The organism is Streptomyces sp. NPDC002868, from assembly GCF_055563295.1.
Map to the genome: position 1 here is coordinate 16,331 of NZ_JBVHDR010000017.1, position 17,167 is coordinate 33,497.

16 protein-coding genes, 1 tRNA gene and 1 pseudogene are annotated in these 17,167 nt (G+C 68.6%); 6 read left to right on the forward strand and 12 right to left on the reverse strand.

Translation table 11 applies throughout. The features are described 5' to 3' along the window. Nucleotides 1-76: 76 nt before the first annotated feature. Together ACZ3H8_RS34380 and ACZ3H8_RS34385 are read right to left on the reverse strand one after the other, a co-directional pair. On the reverse strand, nucleotides 77-1,453 hold the full coding sequence (locus tag ACZ3H8_RS34380; RefSeq protein WP_467408459.1) for a hypothetical protein: 1,377 nt from the start codon (nucleotides 1,451-1,453) through the stop codon (nucleotides 77-79). A gap of 71 nt (nucleotides 1,454-1,524) precedes the next feature. Beyond that, nucleotides 1,525-2,322 carry a DUF4097 family beta strand repeat-containing protein gene (locus ACZ3H8_RS34385; RefSeq protein WP_467408460.1) on the reverse strand — a complete coding sequence of 266 codons (798 nt, stop codon included), beginning with the start codon at nucleotides 2,320-2,322 and terminating at the stop codon, nucleotides 1,525-1,527. 203 nt (nucleotides 2,323-2,525) lie between these two features. On the opposite strand from ACZ3H8_RS34385, the gene ACZ3H8_RS34390 reads away from it, so the two are divergent. Next, a tRNA-Val gene (locus ACZ3H8_RS34390) sits at nucleotides 2,526-2,600 on the forward strand. A gap of 55 nt (nucleotides 2,601-2,655) precedes the next feature. On the opposite strand, the pseudogene ACZ3H8_RS34395 reads toward ACZ3H8_RS34390, so the two are convergent. After that, nucleotides 2,656-2,769 (reverse strand): annotated as a pseudogene (locus ACZ3H8_RS34395) (tyrosine-type recombinase/integrase); the annotation flags it as partial. Between the two features lie 280 nt (nucleotides 2,770-3,049). Between ACZ3H8_RS34395 and ACZ3H8_RS34400 the strand changes: the two are divergent. Beyond that, nucleotides 3,050-4,468 carry an ATP-binding protein gene (locus ACZ3H8_RS34400; protein WP_467408462.1) on the forward strand — a complete coding sequence of 473 codons (1,419 nt, stop codon included), beginning with the start codon at nucleotides 3,050-3,052 and terminating at the stop codon, nucleotides 4,466-4,468. A gap of 155 nt (nucleotides 4,469-4,623) precedes the next feature. Here the strand turns inward: ACZ3H8_RS34400 and ACZ3H8_RS34405 are convergent, their stop codons facing one another. Further along, on the reverse strand, nucleotides 4,624-5,553 hold the full coding sequence (locus ACZ3H8_RS34405) for a hypothetical protein (RefSeq protein WP_467408463.1): 930 nt from the start codon (nucleotides 5,551-5,553) through the stop codon (nucleotides 4,624-4,626). 515 nt (nucleotides 5,554-6,068) lie between these two features. Here ACZ3H8_RS34405 and ACZ3H8_RS34410 point away from each other — a divergent pair. After that, complete coding sequence (locus ACZ3H8_RS34410; protein ID WP_467408465.1) at nucleotides 6,069-7,082, forward strand: serine hydrolase; 1,014 nt, start codon at nucleotides 6,069-6,071, stop codon at nucleotides 7,080-7,082. Between the two features lie 418 nt (nucleotides 7,083-7,500). Next, on the forward strand, nucleotides 7,501-8,475 hold the full coding sequence (locus ACZ3H8_RS34415) for an NAD(P)-dependent alcohol dehydrogenase (protein WP_467408466.1): 975 nt from the start codon (nucleotides 7,501-7,503) through the stop codon (nucleotides 8,473-8,475). 161 nt (nucleotides 8,476-8,636) lie between these two features. On the opposite strand, the gene ACZ3H8_RS34420 is transcribed toward ACZ3H8_RS34415, so the two are convergent. From ACZ3H8_RS34420 to ACZ3H8_RS34445, 6 genes are all read right to left on the reverse strand, one after another. Further along, entirely contained in the window at nucleotides 8,637-10,610 is a 1,974-nt protein-coding gene (locus tag ACZ3H8_RS34420) for a tetratricopeptide repeat protein (protein ID WP_467408468.1), read from the reverse strand. Beyond that, nucleotides 10,607-10,915 carry a hypothetical protein gene (locus tag ACZ3H8_RS34425; RefSeq protein ID WP_467408470.1) on the reverse strand — a complete coding sequence of 103 codons (309 nt, stop codon included), beginning with the start codon at nucleotides 10,913-10,915 and terminating at the stop codon, nucleotides 10,607-10,609. The genes ACZ3H8_RS34420 and ACZ3H8_RS34425 overlap by 4 nt, the downstream gene beginning before the upstream one ends. 137 nt (nucleotides 10,916-11,052) lie before the next feature. Further along, the gene (locus ACZ3H8_RS34430) at nucleotides 11,053-11,760 is read right to left on the reverse strand and encodes a hypothetical protein (RefSeq protein ID WP_467408472.1); all 708 of its coding nucleotides are present in this window, start codon (nucleotides 11,758-11,760) and stop codon (nucleotides 11,053-11,055) included. Nucleotides 11,761-11,767: 7 nt separating this feature from the next. Beyond that, a complete protein-coding gene (locus ACZ3H8_RS34435; protein WP_467408475.1) occupies nucleotides 11,768-12,379 on the reverse strand; it encodes an RNA polymerase sigma factor in 612 nt (203 codons plus the stop codon). Then, a complete protein-coding gene (locus tag ACZ3H8_RS34440; protein ID WP_467408476.1) occupies nucleotides 12,376-12,576 on the reverse strand; it encodes a hypothetical protein in 201 nt (66 codons plus the stop codon). Before ACZ3H8_RS34440 ends, ACZ3H8_RS34435 begins: the two co-directional genes overlap by 4 nt. Nucleotides 12,577-13,283: 707 nt before the next feature. Beyond that, nucleotides 13,284-13,847 carry a peptidase inhibitor family I36 protein gene (locus ACZ3H8_RS34445; protein WP_467408478.1) on the reverse strand — a complete coding sequence of 188 codons (564 nt, stop codon included), beginning with the start codon at nucleotides 13,845-13,847 and terminating at the stop codon, nucleotides 13,284-13,286. A 312-nt stretch (nucleotides 13,848-14,159) separates the two neighbouring features. Here ACZ3H8_RS34445 and ACZ3H8_RS34450 point away from each other — a divergent pair, with 312 nt between their 5' ends. Then, complete coding sequence (locus tag ACZ3H8_RS34450; protein WP_467408601.1) at nucleotides 14,160-15,320, forward strand: serine hydrolase domain-containing protein; 1,161 nt, start codon at nucleotides 14,160-14,162, stop codon at nucleotides 15,318-15,320. A 159-nt stretch (nucleotides 15,321-15,479) separates the two neighbouring features. Continuing rightward, nucleotides 15,480-15,755 carry a DUF2277 domain-containing protein gene (locus ACZ3H8_RS34455; protein WP_467408481.1) on the forward strand — a complete coding sequence of 92 codons (276 nt, stop codon included), beginning with the start codon at nucleotides 15,480-15,482 and terminating at the stop codon, nucleotides 15,753-15,755. Here ACZ3H8_RS34455 and ACZ3H8_RS34460 read toward each other — a convergent pair. Together ACZ3H8_RS34460 and ACZ3H8_RS34465 are read right to left on the reverse strand one after the other, a co-directional pair. Beyond that, complete coding sequence (locus ACZ3H8_RS34460; protein WP_467408483.1) at nucleotides 15,709-16,371, reverse strand: DedA family protein; 663 nt, start codon at nucleotides 16,369-16,371, stop codon at nucleotides 15,709-15,711. The two genes, ACZ3H8_RS34455 and ACZ3H8_RS34460, sit on opposite strands and share 47 nt — an antisense overlap. A gap of 256 nt (nucleotides 16,372-16,627) precedes the next feature. Next, nucleotides 16,628-17,089, reverse strand: a complete 462-nt coding sequence (locus ACZ3H8_RS34465; protein WP_467408603.1) for a DoxX family protein — start codon at nucleotides 17,087-17,089, stop codon at nucleotides 16,628-16,630. Between the last annotated feature and the right edge of the window lie 78 nt (nucleotides 17,090-17,167).

Genomic DNA, 17,167 nt, shown 5'->3' on the forward strand with positions numbered 1-17,167 from the left:
GCCCGGCGGCGGGAAGCCTCAGGCCCGCGCGGAGGGCCGAGTGTCCCGGGAGCAGGGTGCCAGGCGGCGCGGGGTCTCAGGCGCCGGCGGTGCCGCCCGCGCCGCGCTCCTCGCGGATCTGCTCGACCACGCGCGCGACCGCGCGCCGTACCGCCTCGGTCTCCATCAGGAAGTGCCAGTAGTCGGGGTGCCGGCCCTCGAGCCCGGCGACGGCCCGCTCCAGCCGGGCCACCGAGTCGTCCAGCGGCCGCGCATGACGCGGATCCGGGGTGTTGCGCCCGGCCATGGCGAGGCGCTGCGCGTCGCGGATGGCGAACCGGGTCCGGTCGATCTCCTGCTGCGGATCCTTGGCCACGGCATTGAGCCGCCGCAGCCGGTCACCGGCCGCGGAGACCGCCTCATCGGTGGCGTTCAGCAGCGCCCGTACCGTACTGAGCAGGGCCGTCGCATCCGCCCACCGCTGCTCGTCGCGCGCCTTGGCCGCCTCCCGGAGCTTCTCCTCGGCCTGGCGGACGCTGATCGCCGCCTGCTCGGGGACGGGCTGCAGATCCTGCCAGCAGGCGGCGGAGAAGCGCCGCCGCAGCTCGCTCAGGACGGGCTCGACGGATCCGGCGCGGTTGGTGAGGGCCTCCGCGCGTGTACGGAGGGACACCAGGCGCTTGTCGGTCTCGGCGGCGCGCTCGGGCAGCCGCTCGGCCTCGGCCCGTACGGCTTCGGCGTCGCGCAGCACGCGGTCGGCGCGCTGGAGGGTCTCGGCCACGCCGTGCCGCCCGGCGCCCTGATTGAGCAGGGTCAGCTCGGGGGCGAGGGCGGCGAGGCGAGCCGCGAGATCGTCCGCTCGCAAACCGGAGCCCCGCGCCGAATCGAGAGCATTGCTCGCGGAAAGGAGCGCCCCTCTCGCCCGCTCCACGGCGGGAGCGAGCCGGGCGAGCTGCGTCTCCGCTTTGTCGAGCAGCGGCCCGAGCCCCTGCGCAAACCGGTCGAGGTCCCCCTTGACCCGTACGAGCTCGTCCTTGGCGCTGGTGAGCTCACCCCGCGCATGCGCGGCGACGGAGGCTTCGAGGCCGTCCCGGTCGAGGTCGTGCGCGTCGACGGCGGTGATGTACCGATGGCTCACCTCGTCGATCCGCCGCCCCAGCGCGGCAAATTCGTCCACGGCCCGGCGCGCCCCCGGCGAACTGTCCACCGCCGAGATCGTCTCGATCGAGATCCGCAGATCGCGCTGGGCGGTGTCCAGCTCGTAGAAGGCAGCGGCGGCGGCGTCCTTCGCGGCCTGCGCATCGGCCCGCTGACTCTCCCCGCGCCCGCCGAACCAGCGCCGAGTCCCCCCGCCGGCGAACGCGCCCGGCAGCGCAGCCACGATCAACGGCACAGGGAGCAGCATCAGCGCGAGGACATCCCGGACGGCACTCGCCTGCCCTCTTGCATGAGGCCGCGCGTGTGTCGCCGTCACATCCCTCTCCCGTGCCGTGTCGCCCTGCCCGGTTCATTCTCCCACCAGGTAATGACGAACACACGGGCCTGTTAGTTCGCGCTTCGCACAGTGACTTTGCCGTTGTCACTGCGGGCCTTGACGACGTGAGAGCTGCTGTCGTCGGTCGGCACGCCGACGTCCACTCCGCCGTTGTCGCTCTTGGCCGTCACGGCGTACGGAGCCCCCGCGCCCGGCAGCTCGATGGTGATCCCGCCGTTGTCACTGACGGTCTCCACCCGATCGGGCACGGCGACGAGCCCGAGCCGCACGGACCCGTTGTCCGACCGGACGCTCACGGTCTTGGAGCTGACGCGCTCGGTGACGACGGCCCCGTTGTCACTGTCGACCCGGAGCGGCCCGCTGGAGTCCCGCACGGTCACCCCGCCATTGTCGGACCGGATCTTCAGCGCGGTGTCGAACCCACTGGCGGTGACGCTCCCGTTGTCGTCCTCCACGGTCACGGCAACCCCGCGCGGCACCTTGACGGTGTGCCGCGCCTCGCAGTCGCTGGCCACGGCATCACACTTCACCCGCAGGGTCAGCGTCCCGTCCTTCATCTTCCAGGTGGCCTCGGGCCCGTTCCCCATGAACACCCAACCGTCGACCTGCCGGGTCACCTGCACCTCTTTGACGTCGGCGGTCACGAGCTCGATGGCGGAGTCGTCGGAGTCGATGGTGAGGGCCTTCCCGGCGAGGGGGAACGACTTGCTCTGGACGGGGGCGTCTCCGGCATCGGCACTGCCACACCCGGTGAGGGCGCCCGCGGCAAGGGCGACGCTGGCGGCGGCGACGAGCGCGCGAGTGCGAGTACGGCTGGTGCGATGGGTGCGGGTGCGGAGTGCGGCCACGGTGATCGTTCCCCCAGGTAGTTCGGCAGAGAAGTTCTGCCGATGTGCCCCCAAGGTAGGAGTTCGCAGGTGGGGGAACGATCCGGGCGACCACCGTCTCGGGGGTGGGGGTAGCCCCCCCGGGTACCCAGGAGGAGGGGGCGACGAGGGGAACAGGTTTGCAGGGCGACCCCCTGCGCCATGTACGCTGTTCCCTCATCCACGGGTGCGTAGCTCAGGGGTAGAGCGCTGCTCTTACAAAGCAGATGTCGGCGGTTCGAAACCGTCCGCGCCCACCAGCACAAAGGCCCCCAGCCGATCATGGCTGGGGGCCTTTGACATCCACTTCTGACATCAACCGGGGCAGTCATTGACGACCGGCCGCCGCTTGAGCATCCGATCCAGGTGACTCACCGCCTCGCGCTGCGTCTCCTGCACGACGTGCGCGTAAATGTTCATCGTCACGGCGTAAAGGCAGGGCTGGGCAATGACGTCCGAATCCGCGACGAGTTCAAGTTGGCCGCCCGCGACCCTCAGGTCACCACCATCGGGCTCCGCCGGCACACCCCCCGACGGGTCAGCCTCATCAGCCCGGCTGACATGCCTCCCAGCCCCGCCACCGCCGCAGCAACGACCGCCCTCATCGAGGTCACCGGCCCTCGACGCACAGCGGAAACCTAGGATGCTTGCGCAAATGAAAGTATCATTGAAGAAACTTTCTTGAGTGCCCTGTGCGAGGCGGTACGCCATGAACGGATTTATCGGACGCCGAACCGAGCTCGGCCACTTGGACGACCTCCTGCATCCCGTGAAGACCGGCGGGCGCGGCGGACGGCCGGGGCGTGCGGTGCTGATCCGCGGGCGCCGCCGAGTCGGCAAATCCCGGCTGGTGGAGGAGTTCCTGGAGCGTGCCGGACTTCCGCACGTCTTCTTCGCCGCCGTCGGCTCCAGGGAGGAGGACCTGGCGGGCTTCGCCGCCGAGGCGGCCGCCTCCAGCCTCCCGGACGCCGACCGCTTCGCGGACTTCGCCGCCCCGCAGTCCTGGGATGCGGCCCTGAGCCTGCTCGCCTCAGTTCTGCCCACCGATGTACCCAGCGTCGTCGTTCTCGACGAGATGCCCTACCTCGTACGAGAGGACCCCAGCTTCGAGGGCGCTCTGCAAAAGGCCTTCGACCGGACGCTGTCCAAGCTGCCCGTACTGCTCATCCTCATCGGCTCCGACATCGCCATGATGGAAAAGCTCAACACCTACGGGCGACCCTTCTATCAGCGCGGCACCGAAATGGTCGTCCCCCCGCTCACCCCGCGCGATGTCTCCGCCATGCTCGACCTGCCGCCGGCCGACGCCTTCGACGCGTACCTCATCTCCGGCGGACTGCCGCTGATCCTGGAGGAATGGCCGCATGGTGCGGATCTTTGGGAATACCTTCGGCAGGCCCTGCGCAGGCCCACCTCAGCCCTGCTCGTCAGTGGCGAGCGCACCCTCGCCGCCGAGTTCCCCACCGAAGCGCAGGCCCGCACCGTCCTCGGGGCCATCGGCCACGGCGAACGCACCTTCACGCTGATCGGCCGGGCCGCCGGCGACCTCAACCCCGGCTCCGTGAAACGCTCGCTGGAACTGCTCACCACCCGCCGCATGGTCGCCGCCGACCTGCCTCTGTCCACCAAGCCCAGCCGCGAGACCCGCTACCGCGTCGATGACCCCTACATGCGCTTCTGGCTCTCTTTCATCGGCCCCGGCATTCCCGCAGTCGAACGGGGCCGCGGCGACCGCGTCCTCGACACCATCCGCGCCAGCTGGACATCCTGGCGGGGCCGGGCCATCGAACCCGTCATCCGCGAAGCCCTCTTGCGCCTGGCCGACGACCGGCTCCCCGAAGGCACCAACGCTGTGGGCGGTTACTGGACCCGCACCAACGACCCGGAAATCGACCTCATCGGCGCCGACCGCGCCCCCATCGCCAAGAGGATCAGCTTCGCCGGATCGATCAAGTGGCTGGAGAACAAACCCTTCGACCATCGCGACCTCTCCCGCCTGATCACCCACCGCTCCCAACTCCCCGGCGCCGACGACGACACCCCTCTTCTTGCCGTCGCCCGTAGCGGCTGCACTGCCGAAGGTGTCCTCAGCCTCACGCCGGAGGACCTCCTCGAGGCCTGGGCCTGACATGCCACTCAGCGAAGCGGTGGCCCATGGAATACCGCAGGTGCGAAGGCCCTCAGCCGATCACGGCCGGGGGCCTTCGCAGTCCGCATGACGATCGGGCTCATGGCACTGGCGGGCGTCAGGCCGTCGGGGCGGCCGCGCGGCCATTCAGCTGGTCAGCGAGGGTAGACGCGCGCAGCGGCAATGGGGCGTTCGGCCACGGTGTGGGCCGTGGACGAGTTGACGCCCCATCGGTAGCCGGCGAAGAGCTTGGTGGTCGCGTCCGCGTAGAACACGATGTGGCCGTAGCCGGCACCATTGTGCTCGGTCCACTCCGGCGTCGCGCCCACGTGCTCTTCGATCCGGGTGTCCGGGAAGGCGCGGTAGATCGCCTCGGCGGAATCGGAGGCGGCCGGGTTGCCGTGCGGATTGCTGGTGCAGTCGACGATCTCGAAGACGTACGGGACGACATTGCTGCCCACCTGGCTGTCCACGGAGGACGCCCAGGTTCCCTTGCGCTCCTTCACCATCACGATGTGACCGGTGTACGGCTCCGTGGTGTTCTCGGGGGCGTAGTCGAAGGCCACCAGATCGCCCGGGCGCAGGTTGACCGGCTTGGTGACCCCGGTGAAGTGCGGTATGTCCACCGAGTTCGCGAAGCCCGTCCGGAACTTCTCCGCAGTGGGGAAGAGCTTGCCGGGCTCGGTGTGGAAGTACTGGCTGAAGTACTCCTTCGTCGCCCATCCGTACGCCGAGTCCGCGCCGTAGGTGCGCTCGAGGACCATCGTGAGGAACGACGAGCATTGCGCGAATACGGAGAACTGCTCGGGGTGCCCGGCCGCGCCCCACTTGGCCGAGGAGTTCTCGTCCGGGAACTCGCCTGCCGTCTTGTAGCGGTTCACCGTCGCCTGCTCGCTCCAGGGGAGCGTCCGCAGGTAATCCACCAACATTTCTGCCTCAACCTGGTGCGGCGGTCTGGCCCATTGCGGGTCCGGCGGCGGAACCTCTGCTGCGGCGGCCCGGCTCGTGCCGGCTGTGGCGGTGACGAGCGCCGCTCCGGCCGTACCGGCCAGGAGCCCCCGGCGGCTGAGACGGTGGTTGGACATGACTGATCTCCCAGCACTATCGAATGATCATTGATGGCGGCAGGATCCTACGGCCTCACGTCGGGCCGGCGGCCTGGCGTACAGCGAGCCGACGTCGACGGGCTGCAGTCCACGAGCGCACAATCCCCCGTTTGGCGTTAAGCATCCTCGCAGCGGCACGGGCAAGCGAAGACGTAGCGCCCATTTACCTCGAGCACGGGCAGGCACCAGGCCGGTCAGTCGCGTAGTGGGTCAGTGAGTAGAAAGCCTCAGCCTCGCCGGTTGCATAATCCAGCGAAGAGGGCCCAATTGGAGGACCTGCTTTCACCTCATCGGCTGCCGTGGAGAGGCACCGGTAGGCCTATCGGCTTACTCGGCAGGCCAGGCCCATCCCAAGCTTGTAATGTCAGTCCGCAGGCGCCGAGCTACACCGAATTGCCAAACCGATACTTGCCGAACCGTGCTGCGGATCAAATCGGGCCGGGGCTACTTCCGTGTCCACACTGGTGGGCCGGAAAGCACAGAGAGGGAGAGAATTGGAACTCAGTGAGATAGCTTCAAGGGTGACTTTAGGGGTAGTTGTCGTCGCGGCCTCCATTTCGGCCGTCGCTCCTGCTCCCACGGCAACCGTCTCCCATGAGACACGGTCGGTCGTCGCCCCTGCTTCCTCGGCGACCGTCTCCGATGGGACACGGAACATAAAATTCACATCCCAGCGACTCAAGGGCGGGCCAATTGAATGCGCGTCCGAAAACCCCGGACTGGCAATTTCTCTCACTCGAGACATAGCGAAGTCGTTGGAAAATCGCGCCAGTCGAGCCTCGGTGGTGCTGTATGACCGAACCACCCATACCTCCTGCACGTATCGCGCGGACAAGCACTATGACTCTGCGAGCACAGTCAAGCCGATAATATTGGGGGCTCTGCTCCTGGACAGAGGCGTCCACCTGTCCGAGGATGAGCAGGACCTGGCCAGGCAGATGATCGTGAGCTCGGACAACGACGCGACGTACGCCCTGTGGGACAGCGTGGGCCCCGAAAATATCCAGAATTTCCTGGACGAGGCCGGAATGAAGAACACCATCCTCGACGAAGCAGGCTTCATGGGCCTGACTCAGGTCACTGCAAGGGACCAGGCCAAACTGCTTGAGCTGCTCACCGGTAAAGACAACTCGGTCCTGAACGCCGAAGAGCGCACCTACCTCCTGGGCCTCATGCGTGACGTGCAGAAGGATCAGCGGTGGGGAACGCCCGCCGGGGCTCCCTCGGACGCTGCCGTACAGGTCAAGAACGGGTGGCTTCAGCGTTCCCGGAACAGGCTCAAGGACCCCTGGGACCGCGGAGATTGGAAGGTCAACAGCATGAGTGCGGTCACCGGCCATGATTACGACTACGGCCTCGTGGTCCTCACCGAAAACAACAGGGTCCCTGAAGACGAGTCGCCGGAGGTGGGGTGGGACTACGGCACGGATACGGTTGAGGGCGTGGCAAAGGCCATCCACCACGACCTCCAGACTCACCCGGCTACCGGCCGTCCCGGGCTCCTGTGAAGGGTGCGCAGTAGTCGGTTCCACCCGGGCAGCAGTTCCAGTGACGAGGGCTGGGTGCGAGGTGGAAGGTCCGGGCGTCCAAGGCCCTGACACGCGTGACAGCAGGCCGATCGAACTTACAAAGCAGATGTCGGCGGCTCGAAACCGTCCGCGTCCACCAGCGGGAAGTACGACAAAGGCCCAGGCCACCGGCAGCAGACCGGCAGCTTGGGCCTTGATCGTTTCTCCGCCCTTCCGGTGGGGGAGTGGCGGCGTGCCGCTGACGTGCCAGATCCGTGCCCTACCTGCGGGAGATACGTGTGTCACCTAGGGTTTGTCCCTGATGCCCGCATCGAGGTCGCTCGCCTACCGTCGTGAGTAGTGCTGATTTTCCGGTCAGCCGATCCATCGCACCGAACTCGTGCGTTACGGAGGCTTGATGAAGGCGATCGTCCAGGACCGGTACGGCTCACCTGACGTTCTGGAGCTCAGGGAGGTCGACAAGCCGGTGGTCGCCGACCACGAGGTGCTGGTACGGGTCCATGCGGCGGCGGTCAACGCGCGCGACTGGCACGTCATGCGGGGCGACCCGTACATGGCGCGCCTGGTGCTCGGGTTGGGCAGGCCGAAGGCGAAGATCCGGGGTACGGACTTCGCGGGTCAGGTGGAAGCGGTGGGCAAGGACGTGAAACGGTTCCGTCCCGGTGACGAGGTATTCGGCGAAGCCGACGGAGCATTTGCCGAGTACGTGTGTGCCTCGGACGACGTGGTGGAGCCGAAACCGGCCAACCTGACGTTCGAGCAGGCGGCCGTGGTGCCGCTGGCGGGGAACACCGCCCTCATGGGCCTTCGTGATCTGGGGGGCGTACAGCCGGGACAGAAGGTCCTGGTCAATGGCGCGTCAGGTGGTGTGGGGACCTTCGCCGTGCAGATCGCCAAGTCGTTCGGCGCGGAGGTGACCGGCGTGTGCAGTACGAGAAACGTGGACCTGGTCCGGTCGCTCGGCGCGGACCACGTCATCGACTACACCGGGGAAGACTTCACCCGGAACGGACGGCGGTACGACATCGTTCTGGACCTGGTGGGGAACCGTTCGTTGACCGAGTGCCGGCGCGCGCTGACACCCGCGGGGACGCTCGTTCTGTCCGGTGGGGGCGTGTCCGACGGCGGCAGTCTTGTCGGGCCGATGGGTCTCATCCTCAGGGGGCAGGCGCTGTCACGTTTCGTCCGCCAACGGCTGCTCGTACTTACGGCGACGCCGAGCAAGGAGAACCTGGCGGCGCTGAGGGAACTCGCCGAGTCCGGAAAGGTTACCCCGGTCATTGACCGGACCTACCCGTTGAGCGAGGTACCCGAGGCCATCCGGTACCTCGAAGTGGAGCACGCGCGCGCGAAAGTCGTCATCACTGTGTGACGGTCCGCCGAGGCCCAGCTCCTGACAGCCTCTACCACTGTGACCAGCCACAGCGCCCGACCAGCACATGGTCGGTGCCGAGGCCTGGGGGCCTTCGACATCCGGGTAGACCGTCCAGATCGCCGCCCGCTCGGAGCGGGGCAGTCCGGAAAGTGGCCTGCTCACACGGAAGGTCTGCGCCGCCTTGCCGCGTCGCGGTTGCCCCGCACGATCCGCGTCACCGGGTGGTGCTCGCCCAGGACCCGAAGACAATCGGCGTACGCCTCGTCGTACAACGGGATGGCCCGCTTCACCTCACCCGCCGCGCGATACGCATCAGCGAGATAGCTGCGCGCGATCAGCGCGTCCACATGATCCTCGCCCAGCACCCGTATGCAGTCGGCGAGGACTTGCTCGCCCAGTGGAATGGCCCGCCGCGCATCACCCGCTGCCCGGCATGCGAAGGCGAGGCCGAGCCGCGCGTCGAGCGTTCCCTGATGGTCCTCACCCAGCAGCCCGAGGCAGTCGGCAAGGACCCGCTCGAACAACGCGACCGCCCGCCCCGCATCGCCTGCCGCTCGATACGCGTCGGCGAGATAGCCACGCACGGTGAGTGTCTGCAGATGGTCCTCGCCGAGCGCGCGGATACAACCGGCCAGTGCCCGCTCGCCCTGCTTGATCGCCCGTCCCGCGTCACCCGCCGTCCGGTACGCCTCGGCAAGATGCCCCTGCGTCATGAGCGTGTCCGGATGGTCCTCCCCAAGTACCCGGACACAACCGGACTGAGCCCGCCGGAGGGACTCGATGGCCCGCTTCACCGCGCCTTGATCGAGCTGGAACCACCCCATGTCGTGAAGAATGCGTGCCGTCTCGGCAATGTCGGTGTCGGCAGGAGCATGTTCGGCGAGCGCGTCGGCATGGGGCAGCAGCGACCGCCACGTGGACCAGGAAGCGGGCTCCTCGGGGTCGTCCGGAAGTGCCGCACAGAGGGCCGCGGCAGCCACGGCACGGGCCTCGGCGATATCGTCGGCATGGCGGTACGGGTCGTCCGGGGCAGGGGTACGGGCGACCGCCTGCACAAGTCGGTGCAGGGTCAGGGCGTCGCCATCCAGAGTGATCATGCTGTGGGCCGCGAGGCGACCGAGCGCGCGCCTGACGGCGGGCGCGGGGCCGAGGCCGGCGAGCAGTCCGCGCGGAATGCCGTTCGGGGCCAGCCAGGCCACCACCCGGAGGATCTGCCCGGTGAGCGGGTCGTCCGCGAGACGATCCAGGGTCACCCGCCAAGTCCTGGCGATGGTGCGCCTGTTGTCGCCGCCTTCCGCCGTGACCGCATAGAGGTCGGCCGGGTGCTGGGCGAGCAGGTCGAGATACGCACGGGGAGACGTACCGGTCTCCGCGCAGTACGCCGCCGCCTGCTCGACGGCCAGGGGCAGATGCCCGAGTTCGGCGCAGAGCGCGTCCACACCATCGGTGTCGCGCGGCCGGTCGTGGCAGAGAATCCGGGTGAACAATGCAACGGCTTCGGCATGCTTGAGCACGTCCAGAGCCAACGTACGGGCGATACCGTGCCAGCCCGTGGCACGCCGGCTGGTGATGAGTGATCGACCTGTGGTGGCACGGGCCAGCAGGGGCTTGATGTCGACCGGCTCGGACACGTTGTCCAGGATCAGCAGCCATCCGTCGTTGGCCGTGAGCCACTGCAACGCCCGCTCCCGCAGTGCCTCCTGCGGCAGGACGTTGGCCAGAACCGGCTGGAAGGCCGCTGCGAAGGCGGCGAGCCCGGCGTCCACATCGGCCTGGCTCTCGGCAGTGATCCACCACACCGGGTTGTGGTCACCGACCCGGTTCGCCGCCCATTGCGCTGCGAGCGTGGACTTGCCGATGCCGCCAAGACCGTGCAGAGCGTGCACGACGACGCCGCGCTCGCCGGTGAATGCCCCGTCCAGCAGGGCGAGTTCACGCTCGCGTCCGACGAACAGCTCCGAACGCCCCGGCAGATTCACCAGCCCGGACGGGCACTCCACCGGGGCGAACGCCTCCGGCGGCAGTACGGTCACACGCTCGGCCTGGGTGACGTGGTCACCGGTTGCCACCTGGCGGATGCCGCCGCCCGCCGCGATCGAACGGTCGCCGGACGCCTCCGCCGACGTACTCACGAGTCACCTGTCGTTACGTTGCTGATGTCACCGCCCGCGGCGACGGACCTGTCACCCGACGCGACGGCCCCGCCACCTGGCACCGGGGGCGTCGGCTGCGGTGCCGGCGGTGCCACCTGCGGGTGCCTGTACAGGGCGTAGACGGTGAGCGCCAGGCCGATCAGCGTTCCAATCCCCCCGGCCACGCTGGCCAGCGGATCCGCCGTACCGAGGTCCGCCGCCGCCACCGTGGCGAGTGCGGCCGCGCCCGCGACGGAGAGGACAATGCCTGCCCACATCAAGGGCTTTGAGTGTGCTGCTGCCATGTGGCCATCATCGGGCGTGGACCATCGCATACGTGGTGAAGTTGGCCCAAGCCGTTACGGGAACTTGAACCGTCCGCGCCCACACACCTGACCAGCCGGGACGCCACAATGGCGACCCGGCCGGTTTCGTGTGCGCACTAGCGGGCCGCCGTCACGAGTTCCTTCAGCTGATCGGCAAGGCCGGCACTCGGCTGTGGGATCGAGCCGAAGTCGTCGAGCTCATCCACATCCAGGTGGTCGACCGTGTCCTTGACCGCGTGATCGGGGACGAACGAGTCGTCGTCCGCCGTCGCCTCGAAGCGCATGGTGATGCCGGCGGCAGGCGCCTCTGGGTCGATGGCTTCGTGCGGCACCGGTTCGTACTGGTCCGTGTTCTCCAGGCCGGGGATCTGGCTGGCCCAGTGCTGGGCGTCACGTAGTTCACCGCGACGCAGGTGCAGCAGATAAAGGCACAGCGCACCAGTCGAGTTGCCGGCGCCGGCGGCGAACTGCCACCAGAACTGGGCTCCTTGCTCGGCGTCAGCCAGGTCCAGCAGACAGGCGAATGCGAGTGCGCCGCCCGGGTCTCGATCGTCCTCGAAGCGGGCGATGTAGCCGGCCGCCTCGTCATTGGTGATGACGTTCTGGGACAGGGACCACAGCTTGTGCTGCGCCTGCTCGTGGAGTGTTGTGGGGGCACGGTTCCGGGTGGGCCCAGCTTCGGAGAACAGCTGCATCCAGCGGGCCTCGGTGAGGTCCTGGGCCAGCCGCTGCCGGGACGCTTCCAATTGGGACGCCGAGTACTCGCCCTCGAAGACCCTGGCTCGGGAGAGGGCCTCTTCGATGCTGCGCGGCGCGCGTGGCATCTGTCCATCACTCCTCATCGTCGATGTCCACTTCGATGTCGAGGCCCAATTCAGCTGCCAGCCGGCGCTTGGCGCTGCAACGCAGGGTCCGAACGGTGGCCGGGGCAATGCCCATCATCGCGGCGGTGTGTTTGGTCGTGTAGTCCAGCGCGTAGCGCAGGAGCATCACATCAAACTGTCGCTCAGGCAGGTGGGTCATGGCCTTGTAAAGGCCGATGCTGTTCTCAAGTTCGTCGACCTGTGCACGGAACTGTTCGCGGAACGTGCTCAGTACGGCGTCATTGGCGGCGCGTACGGCGCGGGCGAAAGCCATGGTCTCGGGACCGGCCGGTGGCCGGCCGGTCACCATCAGCTCAGTTGCCACGCGGGCCTTGTGCAGCGCCCAGGCGTGGGCTTCGAGTCGGCCCTGTTGGGTGAAGTGCAGCCAGTTGAACGCCAGGTACAGGAAGGTGCCGTGCACCAATTCGTCGGCTGCGGCCGGGTCTCCGAGCTGGATGCGGGCGTACTCGAAGTACGGCTGGTGATATTGGGCGTGGAACGCCCGGAATGGCAGCGGCATTGCGTTGATCAGTCCCTGCATCGCCCGCTTGTTGGCGTCCTCCAGATGCTCGTCGTTCATTGGTGGTCTCCCTCGTCCAGCCCGGGGACGTGGGGGCGTGCCACGGGAGGGGTGGGGTGGTGCCGTTCCATCAGGGTTGCTGCTCCGACCCGGACACCGGCGCCCAGCAGGCGCCGCATGAGGGTCCGCACGTCCGGCGCGTACGCACGCGCGGCGGCGGCCAAGGCCAGGAGGAGGCCGAGATCGTCGAGCTTCACTGTTGTGGTCGTCCTTATCGTTGCTGTCCAGTCGGCACTGAGGTCTCCCCGCGACCCCCCTCTCGGTGCCTGGAGCGTCGTTGCTCGTGCGGTCAGCAAAGCGCGTCGGAGTGCCGAAACGTGTAGGCGTCTGACGACGAATTTTCAGCGGAAAGTGACCGTCCGGTTACTGCAAACCTGCACGGGTGTTCGCGGTTGTCACTCGCCAGGGCGCGCCACCCTGCGCTGACCGTGCGCCATGCTCGGCTACCTGCAGGGGCGTGTGAGGGGGCGCCGGAAGGGCAGCGGGGCGATCACTCTTTGCGCAAACCGTGGGCAGCGATCCGACCGCTTGGCATGTGATGGACAGCACACTGCTGCATATGAACCCGGCATGCCCACCTTCCGTATGAGGCCGATGCGGCGAAGGCGGGCGTGAACTGGCCCGTGAGTCAGGATGATCTGCATGCGCCGCTGCGCGGTGCCGACACTCGCGCACGGCGACTTGCCGCGGGAAGCTGCCGCACTGCGGGTGCCTGCCGAGCACAACCGCATACCTGCCATGCCAGGGCGGGACCCGGAACCCTGTGCCGGGGGCCTACGCACAGGTGCTGCGGCGCGGCCGGGTCCAGCCGGGTGACGCCGTCCGCGTCTGACTTCGTGACAGCTGTGGCCCGGTCCTGGCGGCGTCCGCACGCCAGGACCGGGCCGGACTCATCGAGCCATGCCTAGCACGGGATGACGTGCCAGACCGGAGCCCAGTCGTAGTAGCTGCTGTAGGAGTAGGCGCCGGGGGTCGTGTAGATGGTGTTGTAGTTGCGGTCCAGGAACCTGGCCCTGGTGCCCGGGGTCTGGTTGTTGATCCAGGAGCCGGGGTAGTTCCAGTTCGACAGGTCGTACGTCTGGCACTTCCACAGGTTGAACTGCGTACCGGTGTAGTTGGTGCCGGTGTACATGCAGAAGTTCTCGTACGGACAGGCCCTGGCACTCTTCGCGCCGGTCAGGTCGCGGGCCTGGCGTTCTCCGGGCAGAGCGACCACGATCTCGCCCTTGCCCGGCAGTGCGATCTTGTTGGCGGCGACCTGTGTCCCGCCCTGGGTGGCGAGGTAGCCGTCGACTGTCGTCTGCAGTTGCTTCGCCTCGGCGCCGGTCAGCCCCGCGTGCTTCGCCTGGGCGGCGAATTCCGCGCCGTTGCCGGTTGCGGCGGTGGCCGGGCCGGTGAGGCCGATCACCGTTGCTGCGATGAGAGCCAGGACCGTGAACAGCGAAGCGGTCAGCTTGCGCAATGCCATGTGACTTCCCCCAGCGGATTCTCGAGCTGATGCCCGCGCGCTCTTGCGGCGGGCATGCCAATGAGTTTTCAGGCTGGCGGGAGAACCGGGCAACCGCTTCCTCCTTAGATGTCCAGAAGACGCCATGGGTGGCATTAGTGGCTCAACAGGCTGGAATGCCCCTTGTGTTGGTGCCGTCCGGCGGTCGTGGAGGGGGCTGGGGGGAATTTCTGCGGGCTCCTCGCGGGTTGGCGTCCGATGAGTGTTGGTGATCATTGGGGAGGGTCAATGACCGAGGCGTTCGAGGTACCCGACGTACCCGACGTGTCCGAGATGTCCGAGGTGCCCGAGGTAGGAGTGCAGGGGACCGTCGCGGACGGATTCGAGGGCGTACGGGAGGAGTTCGTCGCTGTACTCACCGAAGGGATCACCACCTCCGGCGCGCACCTCACCGCGTACCTGAACGGGCGGCAGGTCGTCGATCTGTGGGCCGGGGACGGTATGGCGGGCGATTCGCTCACCGGCGTCTTCTCCGTCAGCAAGGGCGCGGCTCACCTGGTCGTCGCGCTGCTCGTGCAGGACGGTGTGCTTGAACTCGACCGCGAAGTCGCCCACTACTGGCCGGAGTTCGCGGCCGAAGAGAAGGGCCGAATCACCCTGCGGCAGCTGCTCTCGCACAGCGCCGGGGTGATCGGCGTCGAGGGCGGCTTCAGCACGGCGGAGCTGGCCGACGACCGGGTTCTTGCCGAACGGCTCGCGGGGCAGCGTCCGTTCTGGGAGCCGGGCACGGCGTACGGCTACCACGCCCTTGTGATCGGGGCCCTCACCGGCGAGGTGGTGCGCCGGGTCACCGGGCGGTCGATCCAGGAGCTGTTCGAGGAGCGGATCAGGGCTCCGTACGGGCTGGACTTCCACCTCGGTCTGCCCGAGGCGCTCGAATCGCGCTACCTGGACGTGCTGCCGATGCGGCCCACGCCGGAGCAGCGCGCCGAACTGGAAACCAATGCGCCGGATCCCAAGAGCCTTGTTGCGATCGCCTTCAACTCCCACGCCGAGCCGCCCACGGACCTGCTGGACTTCATCAACACGCGTGCCGTGCGCGAGCTTGGCCAGGCCTCGGCCGGCGGCGTCGGGAACGCGCGCGGGGTGGCGGCGATGTACGCGGCGGCGATCAACGAGGTCGACGGCCGGGCGCCGCTGCTCACGCCGGAGACGATCGCGGAGTTCGCCCGGCTGCACACGGTGGGCGCCGATGTGGTCACGGGGGAAGCGGAACACTTCGGCCTCGGCTTCCAGGCGTTGGGGATGCGGTACCCGTTCCTGGGCGCGGACGCGTTCGGCCACAGCGGCGCGGCGGGGGCCCAGGCGTTCGCCGATCCGGGCAGTGGGGTCGCGTACGGCTACATCCGGCGCCGGTTCGCCTTCCCGGGCGGCGCGGCCCCGGAGAACGAGCGGCTGGCGGCGGCGGTCGTGCGGGCCGCGGCGGGGGTGTAGGCAGCGGGGCGTCCCGCGGCAGCGGGCGGGGCCGCACTCGCAGAGCGCGGTCCCGCCCGCTGCCGCAGGTCAGCATGCGGTCCCGCCGTCTCCGCAGGTCAGCGCGCGGTCCTGCCCGTTTCCGGCGGCAATGTCAGACCCGCGAGGCACACTGAATACATGTGCCGCAGCATTAAGACTCTCCGCCCGCCCGTCCTCCCCGAAGAGGCCACCGAGGACGACATCCACGCCGCCGCCCTGCAGTACGTACGCAAGGTGTCCGGTTTCCGTGCGCCCGCCGCGCACAATCGCGAAGTCTTCGAGCAGGCCGTCGACGAGATAGCCGAGGCGACCCGCAAGCTGCTCGACGGGCTCGAAGTGCGCGGGTCCGGTGGGTCCGGCGGGGCCGCTAAGAGGTCGGTTCGTGAGTCGGCGTCTGTGTCGGGCGCCGCATGACGTAGGCCGCCAGCGCGCCCGCCGCGAACAGCGCGAGGACCGAGATGGCCGCGCCGATCCAGCTTGCGCCCAGCCATGCGCCGCCGAAGTAGCCGAGGCCCACGCTGTAGCCCGCCCAGGCCACGCCCGCCAGGGCCGACCAGGGCAGGAACTCCTTCACTCTGCGGTGTGCCGCGCCCGCGCCCAGGGAGACGACCGAGCGGCCGGCCGGGGCGAAGCGTGCGATCACGACAAGCGCGCCGCCGCCGCGGCTGAGGGCCGTGCCAAGACGTTCCTGCGCGCTCGTCAGCTTGCGCGAGCGGGCGATCGCCCGGTCCAGGCGGTCACCGCCGCGCCAGGCCAGGCGGTACGCGACGAGGTCGCCGAGCACGGACGCGGTGGCCGCGCACAGGATCAGGACGAGGAGCGAGGGCACTTCTTGCGGGACCCGGCCGGCCGCGGCCTCGACGGACGCGGTGGCCGTGGCGGTGGTCGAGCCCGCCGCGGCCGCGGTCGCCGCCGTGATCACCAGGACTCCGCTGGGCAGCACGGGCAGGAAGACGTCGAGAAGTACGGAAAGGGCCACCACCGCGTAGATCCATGGGCTGCCGGTCAGCGACCCCACACTCTCGAGCACCCGAACTCCCCGGTTTCGAAAAATACGCCGCGACGTCGCAGGGGCGGCAGTACAGCTGTACAGCGTACGCCTGGGGTTCACCTCGAGATCGTCAGGGGTCGGAGATGTTGCACGCCTCACTTCCACCCGGCGGACGCGGGATGCACGAAGCGCCCGTTCCTCGTCGTACGGGGCCGGGCGCCCTACGTGCTGATGGGCCGTCAGGTCGGCGCGGTCAGGCCGGCGCGGTCAGGCCGGGACCGTTGGGCGGGGACCGTCAGGTCGCGACCGCCGTGGTCTGCTCCTTGCGCTCTTCGTCCGCCGGCCGGCTCTCGCCGCGCGGGGCGAACACCCGGTCCAGCGCGAGTGCGCCCGGTCCGGTGAAGACCAGCAGCAGGAAAGCCCAGCAGTAGAGCGCGGAGCCCTCGCCGCTGTTCTGCAGCGGGAAGAGTCCCTTGGGCTGGTGGACCGTGAAGTACGCGTACGCCATAGAGCCCGACGCGATGAGCGCGGCGGTACGGGTGCCCAGGCCGAGCAGCACCAGGGTGCCGCCGACCAGTTCGATCACCGCGGCGTACCAGCCGGGCCAGGTGCCGGCCGGGATGGTGCCGCCGCCGCCCCCCGCGCCGCCGAGCACGCCGAACAGTGCGGCGGCGCCGTGGCAGGCGAAGAGCAGGCCGACGACGATCCGGAACAGGCTGAGGGCGTACGGCTGGGCCTTGTTCAGACGGCCGGACAGTGAGGGGGTGGGGGAGAGGTTGGGCATGGGGACTCCTTCGGTCTGGGGACGTGAACCGACGAGGGAGGCCCCAGGTTA

Coding starts and splice junctions, on each gene's coding strand:
- ACZ3H8_RS34450 (WP_467408601.1), top strand. CDS start 14,160: ATGTCCGAGGTGCCCGAGGTAGGAGTGCAGGGGACCGTCGCGGACGGA.
- ACZ3H8_RS34435 (WP_467408475.1), bottom strand. CDS start 12,379: ATGAACGACGAGCATCTGGAGGACGCCAACAAGCGGGCGATGCAGGGA.
- ACZ3H8_RS34430 (WP_467408472.1), bottom strand. CDS start 11,760: ATGCCACGCGCGCCGCGCAGCATCGAAGAGGCCCTCTCCCGAGCCAGG.
- ACZ3H8_RS34415 (WP_467408466.1), top strand. CDS start 7,501: ATGAAGGCGATCGTCCAGGACCGGTACGGCTCACCTGACGTTCTGGAG.
- ACZ3H8_RS34405 (WP_467408463.1), bottom strand. CDS start 5,553: ATGTCCAACCACCGTCTCAGCCGCCGGGGGCTCCTGGCCGGTACGGCC.
- ACZ3H8_RS34425 (WP_467408470.1), bottom strand. CDS start 10,915: ATGGCAGCAGCACACTCAAAGCCCTTGATGTGGGCAGGCATTGTCCTC.
- ACZ3H8_RS34400 (WP_467408462.1), top strand. CDS start 3,050: ATGAACGGATTTATCGGACGCCGAACCGAGCTCGGCCACTTGGACGAC.
- ACZ3H8_RS34455 (WP_467408481.1), top strand. CDS start 15,480: ATGTGCCGCAGCATTAAGACTCTCCGCCCGCCCGTCCTCCCCGAAGAG.
- ACZ3H8_RS34445 (WP_467408478.1), bottom strand. CDS start 13,847: ATGGCATTGCGCAAGCTGACCGCTTCGCTGTTCACGGTCCTGGCTCTC.